The sequence below is a fragment of the Halalkalicoccus tibetensis genome (genome assembly GCF_037996645.1).
In the GTDB taxonomy this organism is placed as follows: Archaea; Halobacteriota; Halobacteria; order Halobacteriales; family Halalkalicoccaceae; genus Halalkalicoccus; species Halalkalicoccus tibetensis.
The window spans coordinates 506,023-520,338 of the sequence record NZ_JBBMXV010000001.1 but is presented as its reverse complement, the minus strand read 5'-3'; the positions used below and the strand labels follow the sequence as shown (position 1 = coordinate 520,338).

Below are 14,316 nucleotides of genomic sequence, written 5' to 3'. Positions count from 1 at the left end.
GACAACGCCTTTTTCGCGGGGCCTGCGAGTAGCGTCATGGACCAGAAACGGGAGCTGACCAGCATCGATCTCGCGGCGCTGGTCGGCGAGCTGAACGAGTACGAGGGCGCGAAGGTCGACAAGGCCTACCTCTACGGCGACGACTTCCTGCGCCTGAAGCTGCGCGATTTCGACCGCGGACGGGTCGAGCTGCTGATCGAGGTCGGTGAGGACAAGCGGGCCCACGTCGCGACCCCCGAGCACGTCCCCGACGCGCCGGGCCGACCGCCCGATTTCGCGAAGATGCTTCGCAACCGGCTGTCGGGCGCGGACTTCGCCGGCGTCTCCCAGTACGAGTTCGACCGCATCCTCAGCTTCGAGTTCGAACGCGAGGATCAGAACACCACGATCATCGTCGAGCTGTTCGGCGAGGGCAACATCGCCGCCTGTGACGAGACGCGCCACGTGATCGACTCGCTGGAAACGGTGCGATTGAAGTCCCGGACCGTCGCGCCCGGCTCGCGCTATCAGTTCCCCGACTCGCGGGTCAATCCTCTCGAAGTGGACGAGGAGCAGTTCGTCGCCCTGATGCGCGACTCGGACACCGACCTCGTGCGGTCGCTCGCGACCCAGCTCAACCTCGGCGGGCTCTACGCCGAGGAGGTCTGTTCCCGGACGGGCGTCGAGAAGACCGTCGCCATCGAGGACGCCGACGACGACCAGCTCGAGCGGCTCTACGACGCCCTCTCGCGGCTCGCGAGCGAGGTGAAGGGAAAGCAGTTCGACCCGCGGATCTACCGGAACGACGACGGCGACCTCGTCGACGTGACGCCCATCGCGCTGGAGGAACACTCGGGCCTCGAAAGCGACTCCTACGAGCGGTTCAACGAGGCGCTCGACGACTACTTCTTCGAGCTCGATACGACAGAGGACGAGGAGACCGACACCAGTCCCGACTTCGAGGAGGAGATCGCGCGCAAGGGCCGGATCATCGACCAGCAGGAGGGCGCGATCGAGGGGTTCGAACGGCAGGCCGAAGAGGAGCGCGAGCGCGCCGAACTCGTCTACGCCAACTACGGGCTAGTCGACGAGGTGCTGACGACGGTCCGGAACGCCCTCGAGGAGGGTCGGAGCTGGGACGAGGTCGAGGAGACCTTCGAGGCCGGCAAGGAACAGGGGATCGACGCCGCGGAGCGCGTAACGGGGTTCGACCCCGAGAACGGCATGGTGACGGTCGAGCTCGACGACACGTCCGTCGCGCTCGACGTCCAGTCGGGCGTCGAGAAGAACGCCGACCGCCTCTACACCGAGGCAAAGCGCGTCGAGGAGAAGAAGGCCGGCGCCGAGGAGGCGATCGCCGAGACCCGCGAGGAGCTCGAGGCGCTTCGCAAGCGAAAGCGCCAGTGGGAGGAGGGCGACGTCGAGGAGGAGGAGAGCGACGACGAGCCAGAGGAGATCGACTGGCTCTCGCGGGCGTCGATCCCCGTTCGCAAGAGCGAGGAGTGGTACGAGAACTTCCGCTGGTTCCACACGAGCGACGGCTACCTCGTGATCGGCGGGCGGAACGCCGACGAGAACGAGGCACTGGTGAAGAAGTACCTCGACCGGGGCGATCGCTTCTTCCATACCCAGGCCCACGGCGGTCCCGTCACGGTGCTGAAGGCGACGGGACCGAGCGAGCCCGCGAAGGAGGTCGACTTCCCCGAGTCGTCGATCCACGAGGCCGCGCAGTTCGCGGTGTCGTACTCGTCGGTCTGGAAGGAGGGCCGCTTCGCCGACGACGCCTACTCCGTCGACCCGGATCAGGTCTCGAAGACGCCCGAGAGCGGCGAGTACATCGAGAAGGGCGGGTTCGTGATCCGTGGTGACCGGACCTACCACCGGGACACCGAGGTCGGCGTCGCCGTCGGCATCGTCTGCGAGCCGACCACGCGCGTGATCGGCGGGCCGCCCTCGGCGATCGTCCCGCGGGCGGAGACGGCGATCGAGGTCGAGCCCGGCCGCTATGCCCAGAACGACATGGCGAAGATGCTCTACCGGGAGTTCCGCGAGCGCTTCGCCGACACCGCGTTCGTCCGGAAGGTCGCGAGCCCCGACCTGATCCAGGAGTTCCTGCCGCCCGGCGGCAGCCGGATGGCCGACGAATGATGGCCGTGAACACTGATCCCGTCGACACCGCCCGACGATGTTAGGCGACGCGATCGAGTACCCCGCCCGGGGCGAGGACGCGCTGACGACGGTGCTCGTCGGCGGACTGTTGCCGGTGCTCGCGACCCTGATCGGACTCGTCGGGCTCGCGCTCTCGGTGCTCCTGGTCGGCTTCGCGATCCTCCCGCTGGCGCTGGTGCCGGGGCTCGCGCTGTTCGGCTACTACGTCGCCGTCCTTCGGAGCACGGTCGCGGGCGATCCCGATCCGCCGCGGTTCCGAAACTGGAAACGCCTGCTCGTCGACGGCCTGCGGTTCGTCGCCGTCAGCGTCGTTTATGCGGTCCCGTTCGTCCTTCTGGTGGGGACGTTCGTCGCGGTGGTGGCCGCGAGCGAGGCGGCCGTCGGCGACCCCGCCGCGGAGACGGTCGCCGCCGTCGGCGCGGCCGTGACCGCCCTGCTCGCGGCCGGCTCGCTGCTCGCCTACGCCTACTTCCAGCCGCTCGCGCTCGCGAACCTCGCGCGCGAGGACCGGCTGGGCGCCGCCTTCGATCTCGGGACGCTCCGGACGGTCGGACTCACCAAGACCTACGCGGTCGCCTGGCTGCTCGCGGCCGTCGTCTGGCTCGTCGGCGGCGCCATCGAGGGGACGCTCTGGATCGTCCTCGTCGGCCTGTTCGTCGGCTTCTACGCCGACGTGGTCCGCTACTACCTCTACGGGCGCGGGCTGCGGCGGGCGCTCGGGATCGACTCGGACCCGGAACCGGCGACCGCCCCGGACCGGGACCCACGGGACGCCGAACCGACCCGCTCCGGCGATCCGACCGCCTCCTCCCGACCCGCGACCGAACGGCCCGCCGAGCCCATCGAACGGGGCACGATCCCGCGGATCGAGGAGCCCGCGGAGTTCGCGACCCGCACCGGGAGACGCGACCGCGAGCGGGGCTGGCCCGACTGGGAGACCGACGGATGAGAGCGCGCGATCGCCTCGCCTATCTCCGAGGGGAACACGCCGAGGAGGCCCTGCTGGTCGGCTGGATCTGCCTGCTCGCCCACACGCTTTTCCTCCCGGTGCTCGCGCTCGTCCCCGCGCTCGGCTACCTCGTCGCGACGGCACGGGCGGTGATAGGCGGGGAAGAGGCCCTGCCGCCGGTCGAGTTCCGTGCACTGTTCTCGGAGGGCCTCGCTGCGGGCGCGATCTGTCTCCTCTACGGGCTGATCCCGGCGACGATCGGCGCGGTCACCGTCTCGCTGGCGACCGAGACGGCGATCGATCCCCAGGACGGGGCGACGCTGTTCTTCCTGATCGGCTCGACGACGACGCTGTTCGTCGTTCTCGCGGGGCTGTACGCCCTCCCGATCGCGCTGTGTCGCTACGCCGTCGGCGGGATCCGCGACGCGCTCCCCTCGCGGGCGTTCCTCGCCGTCGGAACCCACGCGGCGTACTTCATCGGGTGGACGAGCGCGCTGCTCCTGCTTGCCGCCGGCGGGCTCGGGGGCGGCGTCATCGAGATCGTTCCCGTGGTCGGCCCGATCCTCGCGGCGCTGGTCTGGTGGATCACGGCGATCGTCGCTGCCCGACGGCTCGCGGCCGCCTACCGGACAGTTTGAGACGGGTTCGGGAGGACTATGGCCCGCGAGCGCCGACTCCGGGTATGCAGATCAAGGACCGCCACCGCGTCGAGGGCGGCAAGGAGCGCCTGACGCTCGTGCCCGAGCACCTCGACGACCTCTGGCATCTCACCTACGTCCTCGAACCCGGCGACCTCGTCTCGGCCGACACCACCCGCCGGATCCAGCGAAACGACGACCAGATGCGCGACACCGGCGGCGAGCGCGAGCCCATGCGCGTGACGATCGCCGTCGAGGACGTCGAGTTCCACAAGTTCGCGAACCGCCTCCGGGTCGGCGGCGAGATCACCTGGGCCTCCCGCGAGGACCAGCTCGGCCACCACCACACCCTCAACGTCGAGGAACACGACGAGATCGAGGTCGAGAAACACCTGAAGGCCGACCAGCGAGAGCGCCTGGAGGAGGCCGAGGAGTCCGCCGAGAACCCCGACGTGGCGATCGCCACCGTCGAGGAGGGCGAGGCCCACATCCACACCGTCGCGCAGTACGGCACCGAGGAACGCGCCACGTTCACGGGTCCGAGCGGCAAGGGCGAGTTCGCCCGGGCGCGCTCGGAGCTGTTCGGGAAGCTCGCCGACGCCCTCTCCCGGATGGACGTCGACGCGATCATCCTCGCCGGACCGGGCTTCACCAAGCAGGACGCCTACGACTACATCGAGGAGAACACCCGGGACGTCGCCGAGCTGATCACCATGGTCGACACCTCCGGCGTCGGCGACCGCGGGGTCCACGAGGTACTCAAACGCGGCGCGGTCGAGGACGTCCAGGCCGAGACCCGCATCGCCCGCGAGGCCGAGCTGATCGACGAGCTGACCCGCCGGATGGCCGAGGGCGCGAAGGCCGCCTACGGGATCGACGAGGTCGCGGAGGCCGCGGAGTTCGGCGCGATCGAGACGCTGCTGATCACCGACGAGCGCCTGCGCGAGGAGCGGGCGGGCTCCGGCGACTGGAGGATGGACGTCAACGACCTGATCACGACCGCCGAACAGAAGGGCGGCGACGTGGTGGTGTTCTCGAGCGAGTTCGACCCCGCCCAGCAGCTCTCGAATTTGGGCGGCGTTGCGGCGCTGCTTCGGTATCGCCTGCAGTGACACTGCCGAACGTCAGCGGATCGTCACGCTGCGGCCGTCCTCCGCGAACCGGACGTCGCCGTCGTAGACCTCGCCGATCGACTCGAGCATCCCCTCTTGGTTGCCCTCCGTGTGGGGATACAGGTGGGTGAGGTAGACCCGCCCGATCTCACGGCCCGAGAGCGCCTCTCCGAGTTCGGTCGGCGTGGGGTGGCCGTCGACCTCGACGTCGTCGGGGAACGAGCAGTCGTGGAGCAACACCGCGGAGCCCTCGGCGAAATCCGCGAGCCCCTCGAAGGCGTCGCTGTCGCCGCTGAACGTGAAGCGATCGTCGAACCGGTAGGCCAGACAGTACATCGAGTGGCGCGTCTCGTACCCCTCGACGTCGAAGCCCGCGACCTCGAACTCGTGGGGACCGACCTCGCGGATCGAGAGGTCGAGACGGTCCTGCATGTAGTCGTGAACCTCGAGCAGGCCGTCGACCAGCGACTTCGTCCCCTGCGGGCCGACGATCTCCAGATGTTCCTCGCCCGCGAGCCAGCGGGCCTTCATCAGCGGCATGAGGTCCGCGACGTGGTCGAGGTGGTGGTGGGTCAGCAGCAGCGAGGAGACGCCCTCGTAGCCGGCGTCCGTCCGTGCGAGGCCGTGGAGCGCGCCGCTGCCACAGTCGACCAACAGGGTTCGGCCGTCGTCTTCGAGCAGCAGGCCGGTCTGGAACCGCTCGCCGGTCGGCATGGCGCTGCCGGTGCCGAGGAAGGTGACTCGCATACCGAGAGGGCGAGCGCCAGCGCCGAAACCCCTTCGGTCGCCGGCTTCACTTCCGGCGCGGTAGCCGAACGCACTTGTAGCGCCGCTTCCAACAGCGGGCGATGGGTGCACGCGAGCGGCTCGCCGCTCGAGGGGTCGACGCCGACAGCGTGGGCGACGCCGACGTCCTGAAGTCGTTCTCGCCGGTCGTCCAGGAGTGGTGGATCGACCGGTTCGGCGAGTACGTCCCCGAGAACGGCGGCGTCTTCACCCCGCCACAGCGCGAGGCGATTCCCCTGGTTCGTGGGGGCGAGAACGCCCTGATCTGTGCGCCGACCGGGTCGGGCAAGACGCTCGCCTCGTTCAGCGCCGTCATCGACGACCTGATCGAGCGCGACCGCGAGGACGACCTGGAGAACTCCGTCTACTGTCTGTACGTCTCCCCGCTGAAGTCGCTCGCGAACGACATCGGCCGCAACCTCGACGTCCCCCTGAGCGAGATCACCGACCGGCTGGCCGAACGCGGCGAGGACTGCGAGGTGCGCCACGCGATCCGCCACGGCGACACGCCCGAGGGCGAGCGCCGGAAGATGCTCGAGGAGACGCCCCACATCCTCAACACCACCCCGGAAACGCTCGCGATCCTGCTCAACTCCCCGAAGTTCAAGGAGAAGCTTTCCACCGTCGAGTACGTCGTCGTCGACGAGATCCACTCGTTGGCGGCGAACAAACGGGGGACCCACCTCTCGGTGAGCCTCGAACGCGTCGAGGAGCTCGCGGAGAACTCGCCCACCAGGATCGGCTGTTCGGCGACCGTCGAACCCCTCGATACGATCGCGGAGTTCCTGGTCGGATGCGAGGACGGCTCCCCGAGGGAGTACGAGATCGTCGACACCCGCTTCGTCCGTGAGTTCGACCTCGAACTCGCCTGCCCGACCGACGATCTGATCCACACGCCGCGCGAACTCGTCCAGGACCGCTTTTACGAGCGGCTCCACGAGCTGATCGCGGACCACGAGAACACGCTCGTCTTCACCAACACCCGCTCGGGTGCCGAGCGCGTCCTCCAGAACCTCCGCGAGCGCTTCGGCTACGACGAGACGGACTCGGGCTGTCACCACGGCAGCCTCTCGACGGAGGCCCGCCAGTCGGTCGAGGAGGGGCTGAAGGCCGGCGAGCTCGACGTGGTGACGACCTCCACCAGCCTGGAGCTCGGGATCGACATGCCCCACGTCGACCTCGTGGTGCAGGTCGGCTCGCCCAAGTCCGTCGCCTCGCTGCTCCAGCGCGTGGGGCGGGCGGGCCATCGGCTCGGCCAGACGGTCACGGGCCGGGTGATCGCGCTGGATCGCGACGAGCTGATCGAGTGTGCGGTGATGCTCGAGAAGGCGCGGTCGGGGTTCGTCGACCGGGTGTTCGTCCCCGAGGGCGCGATGGACGTCGCCGCCCAGCACGTCTACGGCATGGCGATCAACGGGGTACGACCCGAGCGCGAGCTCCGCGCGACCCTCGAACGCGCCTACCCGTATCGGGAGTTCTCCGACCGCGAGTGGGAGTCGCTGATGGCCTACCTCACCGCCGACTACGAGGGGATGGAGGAGAAGAACGTCTACGCGAAGGTCTGGCGCGACACGAACGACCCGCCCGACGGCGAGCACCACTACGAGGCGTACCCCGTGGGCGAGCACCTGATCGGGAAACGTGGCCGGCTCGCCCGCGTGATCTACATGACCAACATCGGGACGATCCCCGATTCCTTCACCTGCAGCGTCTACACCCGCGGCGAGAACGAACGCGTCGGCGACCTCGACGAGAACTACCTCGACACGCTCGACCCGGGCGACGTGTTCGTCATCGGCGGCCGACAGTTCGAGTTCCGCTATCGGAGAGGATCGAAGGTCTACGTCGACCATACGAGCGCGCGGCCGACGGTACCGACGTGGTTCTCCGAGCGCCTGCCGCTCTCCTACGATCTCGGTCGGGAGATCCTCGCGTTCAAGCGCGACCTGCTCGCGCGCTACGAGTCAGGGGGCCCGGCCCGGGTGCGAAACTGGCTGCGGGGGTTCCCGATCGACGACGACAGCGTCCGCGCGCTGGCGCGGATGTTCGACGAGCAGCTCCGCTACGCGGGACCCGAGAGCGTCAGCACCGACGCCCGGCTCGCCATCGAGGAGGAGCGCGACCGAACCGAGTACAAACGGCGCTACTACGTCCGTTCGAACTACGGTCGACGGTTCAACGAGGGGTTCTCGCGGCTGCTCGCCTACCGCTGTGCCCAGGAGGCCGACGCCAACGTCACCGTCGCGGTCGCGGACAACGGCTTCACGCTCGCGATGCCGCTCAACCGAAAAGTCGACCTCCGGGGGCTCATCGAGGGGACCGACCCCGACGAGGTCCGCGATGTCCTCCGGGCGGCCCTCGAGGGGACGGACCTCCTCCAGCGGTATTTCCGGATCAACGCCACCCGGTCGCTGATGATCCTGAAACGCTACAAGGGATACGAGAAGAGCGCGAGCGAACAGCAGGTCTCGAGCGAGATGCTGCTGGGGTTCGCGGGCGAGTTGGAGGACTTTGCGGTCCTCGAGGAGACCTACCGCGAGATACTGGAGGACAAACTGGCCGTTGGGGCGGTCGCGGACGTCCTCCGCGGGATCCGTTCGGGGGAGATCGAGCTCGCGATCGACCGGGTCGACTCGCCCTCGCCGCTCTCCTTCGGGCTGGCGACGCTGTCGGCCAGCGACGTCGTGCTCGCCGAGGACGAGAGCGCGGTACTGAAGGAGTTCCACGAGCGCGTCCTCGAGGAGATCGGCGAGGACGGGCGGGCCGGTGGCGCGTTACCGGTCGAGGACTAGACGGCCGCGGAGGACGAGAGCTCGGACCCGCCGAGCTTGCGATAGCCGCCTCCGAGGATCGCGCCGTAGACCAGATGGGCGATCAGCGTCACGATCAAGTAGATCACCAGGCCCATGCCGTCCTCGATGAAGGCGGGGGCCAGCGCCCCGGTCACGCCGCCGGCGAACCCGGGGGCGAACCCGACCCAGAGGATCGCGGCGAGCGCCATCCCCCGTGTCGGTCCCGTCCCGGGGAGGAACTGCCCGAGTGAGATGTAAAGCATCGGCCACATCAGTGTTCCGCCCGCGAAGAAGAGGATGAGCCCGGGCACCGGGCTCTCGGAGCCGAACAGGGTTGACAGGGTCTCGAAGACGTGAAGTCCGAATCCGACGGTCATCTCGGTCAGTCCCAAGACGAGAACGATTACGATCGTTCCTGCCGTTCCGGCACCGATGGCGCTGATCGTGTCGTCCATATCGAATGAAGGGTCGGCGAATCCAAAACGCTACTGCCTGCTAGCCCAGTCGACCATCCGGCCGTAGAGCGGGTCAGCCGTGAGCGCGGTGTGCGTCCCCACGAGCACCAGCGACTTCTTCGCCCGCGTGAGCGCGACGTTCAGCCGGCGGTAGTCGTCGAAGATCGGCCCCTCGAGGTCGGCGGGTGTAGTGGCGACGAAGGAGACGAGGATCACCTCCTTGCTCGAGCCCTGAAACCGATCGACAGTGTCGACCGCGACCCTCTCGCGCACTCGTTGGGAGATCGTCGCGACCTGGGCGCGAAACGGCGCGATGACGCCGACGTCCTCGGGATCGACCCCCGCATCGACGAACTGTTCGACCAGACCGGCGATCCGTGTGGCCTCCTCGTCGTCGGTGTGGACCCCCTCATCGCCCGCACAGTCGACGAACGCGACCGGATTCCGAAGTTCTTCGGACAACGTGTCGGTGGAGACACCTTCGAGGCCCCCGATCCGCTGGGCGGCGACGGCTCCCGTGGCGGGCCTGAGCTTCCCGTCGTAGAACTCCCCCGAGGAGAACGCCTGGATGCGCTGGGCCATCCGGTACTGGCGTTCGAGCATGACGCCCGCCTCGGGATGTTCATCGATCAGGCGCTCGAACAGCGAGCGCGAGAGGTCCGCGGCGTCCTCGCTCCCGTCGCCTTCGTCCTCGCTTCCCTCGCCCTCGGACCGGACCACCGGCGGGAGCTGGTGGTGGTCGCCTACCAGCACGAACCGATCCGCCCGGTTGATCGCCGCGAGCGTCGCGGGCTCCGTCAGTTGGGAAGCCTCGTCGACCAGCGCCACGTCGAAGGACTGCTCGCGCATGACCCGCGAGCCACAGCTGGAGGTCGTCGAGGCGACCACGGGGGCTTCCCGGAGGGTCCCCGCGAGCTCGGCGGGGTCGCCGCGGCCGTCAAGCCGGTAGGGCTGCATGTCCTCGCGCACGCCGTGTTCGGTGCCGACGCGGACGAAGTCGGTGAAGCCCTGATCGGAGAGGGCCTCTAGAGCGTTGTCGACCGCGCGGTTCGTGAACGCGGAGAGGAGGACGCGCTCGCCGCGCTCGACCAGTGCACGGATCGTCCGGGCGATGGTGTAGGTCTTGCCCGTCCCGGGCGGCCCGTGGATCAGCGCGAAGTCCTCGGCCGCGACGGCCCGCGAGACCGCCCCGTTCTGGGCGGCGTTGTTCGGGATGAACTCCCCGTCGACCGTCCCGAACTCGGGGGTCGCGTCGCCGAACAGCAGCTCCTTGCGGCGCTTCTCGCCCTTCAACAGCGCGTCGTGCAGCGCCGTGAGCATCCCGTCGGCGCTCATGTCGGAGGGATAGACGTCGAGCCGGCGCAGCTCGACGGGCTCGTCGGTCGATACGACGATTTCGCTTCCCAGTCGTTCGACCCGCGCGAGTTCGGCGTGGCCGTTCACCGGATCGCCGTCGCTCGCCAGCGCCACGTCGCCCTCGCGGATCTTCGAGACCGCGCCGTCGTACCGGGCGCGAAGCTCCCAGCGCCCCTCCTCGCGGGGTTCCTGACCCGCGGGTTCGAGGCCGATCAGCGCCCGGTCGTCGTCGGCGCGCTCCTCCGGCGTCTGCTCCCAGAGCTTCGCGTACTCGCGGTGGGCCGCCCGGCGCTCGCGTTCGATCGCCTCGTAGGTGCGGTCGAAGTACGCCCGCTCGCGCTCGGGGATCGCGCTGCCAATGGCCCCGGCCTTCGACTCCTGATCCAATCGGCCCGAGACCACCATACAGGTGTCGCGCTCGAAGCAGTACTCGCATTTGGCGTTCGACTCGTAGCCCGTGGGCACCCCCGAGTCGAACTCCATCGCCGCGATCTCGTTTCTGGTGCGCACGACGAACTCCAGCAGGCCCGAGCCGATCGAGAACTCCTTGGCCGGCGAGAGGTCACCCGTCTCCTCGTTGCGGTCGAGGGCGGTGTTCTTCGTATACAGGAGGGTCCCGGTGTCGGGCGCGCCGCCGTCGGTCGCCGCCGTCTCGTCGCCGACGCCGCCCTGCTCCTCGAGCAGGAGCGCGTAGCAGGCCGCCTGGATCTTGTCCTGAAAGCGCGGCTCCCGATTGGTGTTCTTCCCCGTTTTGAGCTCGACGGGCATCCCCCGGCGAAGGGCGTCGGCCCGGCCCTTGATCCCGAAGCGCTCGCTGATCAGCGTGTACTCCGAGCGCCAGGAGTCGTCCTCCGAGAGGGTGCCCTGTGAGAGCCAACCGTCGATCGCACGCGCGTTCTGGCGGACCTCCTCCCGTACTGCCTCGGGATCCCGGTCCAACAGCCCGAGTTCCAGCCCGGCCTCCTCGACCCGGTCGTCGATCGCCGCCTCGAACTCGGCCCCTCGGAGGAGGTCGCCGAAGACCTCGTGGACGATCGTCCCCTTCACCACGGGGTAGTTCAGCGGGACCCCCGAGAGCTTGTTGAGGTAGTACATCCGGGGACACTGCACCCACGAACGGACGTCGGTGACGTTCACCAGGAACCCTGGTTCGACGATCACGTACGAGTCGCCGCCGGTCGCATAGCCCGTCTCGCCCTGCCATTCGGTCTCCTCGGCGTCGGTGACGACCAGCTCCATGCCCGCCTGGAGGTAGTCGGCGGTCTCGGCCCACTTGCCCCAGAGGGTGACGGAGACCTCGCCGTCGGCGGTCCGCACCAGCGGCTCGGCGAGTTCGCGCTCGCCGTAGCGGGTGCTGACCGTTCTGGTCTCGCCGGGGTCGAGGACCGTTCCGCGCAGCTGCACGGTCGAACCAGGCCTGCGCGGCGAAAAACGCTGTCGGTTACTCGACCAGCGGGACGTATGCGTCCATGCCGGCGGCCAGCCCCGAGGAGAGCGGCAGCGGCGACCAGGACAGTTCGTACACCAATCCGTCGTCCTCGCCGCCGCCGGTCACCTCGTGGTCCCACCCGTCGCGGGACTCCTCGACGGGGAAGTGAAAGAAGTGGCGGGCGACGCGCTTGCCGTCGTCGCGCCGGTAGCGGTCCGACGCGACGTGGTAGACGGGCCGGTCGTGTTCGAGCCCGGCCTCCTCGCGGAGCTCGCGCCTGACCGCCCGGCAGGGAGCCTCCCCGTCGTCGATCCCCCCCTTGGGGACCTGGATGCCGGCGTCGGGGTCGGCCCGCTCGCGAAAGACCAGCAGCTCCCGTCCGTCGCCGTTTGCCCTCGTCACATAGGCGTAGGCCTTCTGGCTGTAGGTCGCTCCCGGACCGTACATACCTTCCCTCTACTCGGGGCCGGATATAAACTGTTTCGGGGGTGTCACGAACTGTCACGGCCGACCGATACGTACTTTCGCGCCGCCCGGCAAGGGCGGGTATGCGGATCCGCGAGTGGCAGGACATCCTGCGCGACGTGACCGAATCGGGGGCCGACCCCGAGGGCTGGCGGGCCATCGCCGGCGACCGGTCGGGAGGGCTGGGCGAGGACCTCTATCTGGGCCACCCGAACGCCGGCGTCTACCAGCTCAAGACCTACGCGAAGAACCCCTTCGCGGTGCGGGGCGTCGGGGCGCGCGTTGCCCGCCGGCTCGACGACGAGATCGGGAGCTACCTCCCGGAGGAGGACGAGGGCCGCTTCGCGGTCCGGTCGGCGCCCGAGGGCGAGGACGCGGCCAAGGAGCGGGCCAAACGGCTGGAGGAGACGATCAAGGCCCACGCGGACGCCCCGACGACGCCCGACGCGCTGTTCGAGGACGTGATGGACGCCGTCGAGAGCCCCGCGTTCGGCCCGATGGAGTACGACTCCTACGGGCGGCCCGAGAACCTCGACCGGCTCGCGGCGGACTTCGAGGAGACCGAGGAGCTGTTGAACGCCGAGCTCGACGAGCTGATCGGCGGGGACGACGTCGACCGCGGCTTCCAGTAGGTTAAGGGCCGTTCGGACCAACGGCGGGGTATGAGCGCCGAGACAACGGTCGAGAAGTACTACGACGCCCTGCGTTCGGACGAACCGCTGGTCCCGTACTTCGCCGAGCGCGAGGAGCTGGTGAAGGTCGGGATATCCGAGCGGCTCGTGGGTCCCGACGCGGTGGCGGAGGGGCTTCGCGAACAGAGCGAGACGACGAGCGACTGGACCGTCGAGAGCCGCGACCTGCGCGTCACCGAGCGGGAGTCGGTCGCCTGGTTCGCCGACGAGGTCCGGATGGCCTGGAGCACGGAGGACGGCGACGACCACGACTTCGAGGCGCGCTGGAGCGGCACCCTCGAGCGGGAGGACGATGAGTGGCTGTTCGTCGGGATGCACGTGAGCGCCCCCCAGGAACTCTGATGGTCGGTCCGATGAGCGACGAGGAGCGGCGGGCCGGTTCTCAGCGCCTCTACACCGGCTTCGTCGTCCTCGTCGGGGCCTCGGCGGGGATCATGGCGCTGTCGGGCGGGGCGACGCTCGTCCAGACGGCGCTCGTGACGGCGGCGGGGCTGGCGCTGGGCGGGGCGTTGATGTGGTGGCTGCTCTGGATCGCCTAATCGACGCGGGCGAGCCACTCCGCGGGGTCGTCGAGCTCCTCGCTCGTGGGGAGCGTCTCGGGGGACTCCCAGACGACGCTCGCGCCCTCGATCCCGCGGGCGTCGGCGACGGTCTCGAAGAAGGCCTTGCCGCGTTCGTACTGGCGGCGCTTGAGGCCGAGCCCGAGCAGCCGGCGCATGAGCCGGGCGAGCGGCCCGCGGCCCCGACGGCGCTGGTCGACCTTCTCGCGGAGGTCGGCGTACTCGTCGTCGAACGCCCGGTCCATGATCAGCTCGGCGTAGCCCTCGACGGCGGTCATCGCCGCGTCGAGCTCGCGGAACGCCTCGCGGTCGAACGAGCCGTTCGCGAGCGCCTCGACGCCCCGCTCCATCCCCGACTCGAGGTAGTTCGAGAGCCACGGCGCGGCGCCGAACTCGGCGGCGTGGGCGACCTCGTGGAACGCGATCCATCGTCGGAAGCGCTCCTCGTCGACGTCGAGCTCCGCCGCGACCCGGCGGATGTTCGGGTGAACGAAGTAGAGCGCGTGTTTCGCGTCGCCCTCGGCGAGCAGGAGGGGGTCGTACTGACCCAGCACGTTCCGCCCGAGAAAGGAGAGCATCAGCGTCGTCGAGCCGGTGTTGAGGACCCGCGAGACGTCGGGGAAGACGACGTCGGTGTGGGCCTCGACGGGCGCCATTACCCGGCGAAAGGTCGAGACGTTGGCGTCGATCCAGTGGTGGCGGTTCTGGATCTCGACCGTCTCGGGCAGGTCGAAGGAGACGGCGGCGACCTCACGGATGGATCGGCGGGCGGCCCTGACGTCCCCGCGGTAACCCTCGATCTCGGCCTCGCTCAGCTCGACCGACCCGGGCGTAGTGGCGTCCTTTGCGGCCGCCCCGACGGCGGTCCAGTCGACGGGGCCGTCGCCCGAGGCCCGCGAGATGGTGTGGAGGCTGCGAAGGGGATTCACACGGC

General features: G+C 69.1%; 13 protein-coding genes. 8 read left to right on the top strand and 5 right to left on the bottom strand.

Annotated elements, in window-relative coordinates; translation table 11 throughout:
* Positions 1 to 36: 36 nt before the first annotated feature.
* Genes rqcH through WOA58_RS02885 form a run of 4 tightly spaced genes read left to right on the top strand, consistent with a single transcriptional unit; the run spans position 37 to position 4,847 of the window.
* Positions 37 to 2,127: a ribosome rescue protein RqcH gene (gene rqcH, locus WOA58_RS02900; protein WP_340602659.1), complete on the top strand. Its 2,091-nt coding sequence runs from the start codon at positions 37 to 39 to the stop codon at positions 2,125 to 2,127.
* 37 nt (positions 2,128 to 2,164) lie between these two features.
* Entirely contained in the window at positions 2,165 to 3,097 is a 933-nt protein-coding gene (locus tag WOA58_RS02895) for a DUF4013 domain-containing protein (RefSeq protein ID WP_340602658.1), read from the top strand.
* Positions 3,094 to 3,735 (top strand): DUF4013 domain-containing protein, encoded by a 642-nt coding sequence (locus WOA58_RS02890; RefSeq protein WP_340602657.1) that lies wholly within the window; start codon positions 3,094 to 3,096, stop codon positions 3,733 to 3,735. The genes WOA58_RS02895 and WOA58_RS02890 overlap by 4 nt, the downstream gene beginning before the upstream one ends.
* Before the next feature lie 44 nt (positions 3,736 to 3,779).
* Positions 3,780 to 4,847, top strand: a complete 1,068-nt coding sequence (locus WOA58_RS02885; RefSeq protein ID WP_340602656.1) for an mRNA surveillance protein pelota — start codon at positions 3,780 to 3,782, stop codon at positions 4,845 to 4,847.
* Between the two features lie 12 nt (positions 4,848 to 4,859).
* Here WOA58_RS02885 and WOA58_RS02880 read toward each other — a convergent pair whose 3' ends face one another.
* The gene (locus WOA58_RS02880) at positions 4,860 to 5,594 is read right to left on the bottom strand and encodes an MBL fold metallo-hydrolase (RefSeq protein ID WP_340602655.1); all 735 of its coding nucleotides are present in this window, start codon (positions 5,592 to 5,594) and stop codon (positions 4,860 to 4,862) included.
* Between the two features lie 101 nt (positions 5,595 to 5,695).
* Between WOA58_RS02880 and WOA58_RS02875 the strand changes: the two genes are divergently transcribed.
* Positions 5,696 to 8,425, top strand: a complete 2,730-nt coding sequence (locus WOA58_RS02875) for an ATP-dependent helicase (RefSeq protein WP_340602654.1) — start codon at positions 5,696 to 5,698, stop codon at positions 8,423 to 8,425.
* On the opposite strand, the gene WOA58_RS02870 is transcribed toward WOA58_RS02875, so the two are convergent.
* From WOA58_RS02870 to WOA58_RS02860, 3 genes are read right to left on the bottom strand one after another with little or no spacing between them, the layout of a single operon-like run.
* Complete coding sequence (locus tag WOA58_RS02870) at positions 8,422 to 8,880, bottom strand: DUF6789 family protein (protein WP_340602653.1); 459 nt, start codon at positions 8,878 to 8,880, stop codon at positions 8,422 to 8,424. The genes WOA58_RS02875 and WOA58_RS02870 overlap by 4 nt on opposite strands.
* Before the next feature lie 30 nt (positions 8,881 to 8,910).
* Positions 8,911 to 11,640 (bottom strand): AAA domain-containing protein, encoded by a 2,730-nt coding sequence (locus WOA58_RS02865; RefSeq protein WP_340602652.1) that lies wholly within the window; start codon positions 11,638 to 11,640, stop codon positions 8,911 to 8,913.
* 37 nt (positions 11,641 to 11,677) lie between these two features.
* Positions 11,678 to 12,112 carry an NUDIX hydrolase gene (locus WOA58_RS02860; protein WP_340602651.1) on the bottom strand — a complete coding sequence of 145 codons (435 nt, stop codon included), beginning with the start codon at positions 12,110 to 12,112 and terminating at the stop codon, positions 11,678 to 11,680.
* Between the two features lie 101 nt (positions 12,113 to 12,213).
* On the opposite strand from WOA58_RS02860, the gene WOA58_RS02855 reads away from it, so the two are divergent.
* From WOA58_RS02855 to WOA58_RS02845, 3 genes are read left to right on the top strand one after another with little or no spacing between them, the layout of a single operon-like run.
* Positions 12,214 to 12,762, top strand: coding sequence for a hypothetical protein (locus WOA58_RS02855; protein WP_340602650.1), 549 nt, complete (start codon positions 12,214 to 12,216; stop codon positions 12,760 to 12,762).
* Positions 12,763 to 12,792: 30 nt separating this feature from the next.
* Positions 12,793 to 13,164, top strand: coding sequence for a nuclear transport factor 2 family protein (locus tag WOA58_RS02850; RefSeq protein ID WP_340602649.1), 372 nt, complete (start codon positions 12,793 to 12,795; stop codon positions 13,162 to 13,164).
* Positions 13,165 to 13,175: 11 nt separating this feature from the next.
* Positions 13,176 to 13,361, top strand: coding sequence for a hypothetical protein (locus WOA58_RS02845; RefSeq protein WP_340602648.1), 186 nt, complete (start codon positions 13,176 to 13,178; stop codon positions 13,359 to 13,361).
* On the opposite strand, the gene WOA58_RS02840 is transcribed toward WOA58_RS02845, so the two are convergent.
* Entirely contained in the window at positions 13,358 to 14,311 is a 954-nt protein-coding gene (locus tag WOA58_RS02840) for a zinc-dependent metalloprotease (RefSeq protein WP_340602647.1), read from the bottom strand. The two genes, WOA58_RS02845 and WOA58_RS02840, sit on opposite strands and share 4 nt — an antisense overlap.
* Positions 14,312 to 14,316: the final 5 nt, after the last annotated feature.

Excerpts from the sequence above, each read along its gene's own strand:
- WOA58_RS02890 (WP_340602657.1), top strand. The coding sequence starts at position 3,094 with ATGAGAGCGCGCGATCGCCTCGCCTATCTCCGAGGGGAACACGCCGAG.
- WOA58_RS02860 (WP_340602651.1), bottom strand. The coding sequence starts at position 12,112 with ATGTACGGTCCGGGAGCGACCTACAGCCAGAAGGCCTACGCCTATGTG.
- WOA58_RS02855 (WP_340602650.1), top strand. The coding sequence starts at position 12,214 with ATGCGGATCCGCGAGTGGCAGGACATCCTGCGCGACGTGACCGAATCG.
- WOA58_RS02875 (WP_340602654.1), top strand. The coding sequence starts at position 5,696 with ATGGGTGCACGCGAGCGGCTCGCCGCTCGAGGGGTCGACGCCGACAGC.
- WOA58_RS02870 (WP_340602653.1), bottom strand. The coding sequence starts at position 8,880 with ATGGACGACACGATCAGCGCCATCGGTGCCGGAACGGCAGGAACGATC.
- WOA58_RS02885 (WP_340602656.1), top strand. The coding sequence starts at position 3,780 with ATGCAGATCAAGGACCGCCACCGCGTCGAGGGCGGCAAGGAGCGCCTG.
- WOA58_RS02845 (WP_340602648.1), top strand. The coding sequence starts at position 13,176 with ATGAGCGACGAGGAGCGGCGGGCCGGTTCTCAGCGCCTCTACACCGGC.
- WOA58_RS02895 (WP_340602658.1), top strand. The coding sequence starts at position 2,165 with ATGTTAGGCGACGCGATCGAGTACCCCGCCCGGGGCGAGGACGCGCTG.
- WOA58_RS02880 (WP_340602655.1), bottom strand. The coding sequence starts at position 5,594 with ATGCGAGTCACCTTCCTCGGCACCGGCAGCGCCATGCCGACCGGCGAG.
- rqcH (WP_340602659.1), top strand. The coding sequence starts at position 37 with ATGGACCAGAAACGGGAGCTGACCAGCATCGATCTCGCGGCGCTGGTC.
- WOA58_RS02850 (WP_340602649.1), top strand. The coding sequence starts at position 12,793 with ATGAGCGCCGAGACAACGGTCGAGAAGTACTACGACGCCCTGCGTTCG.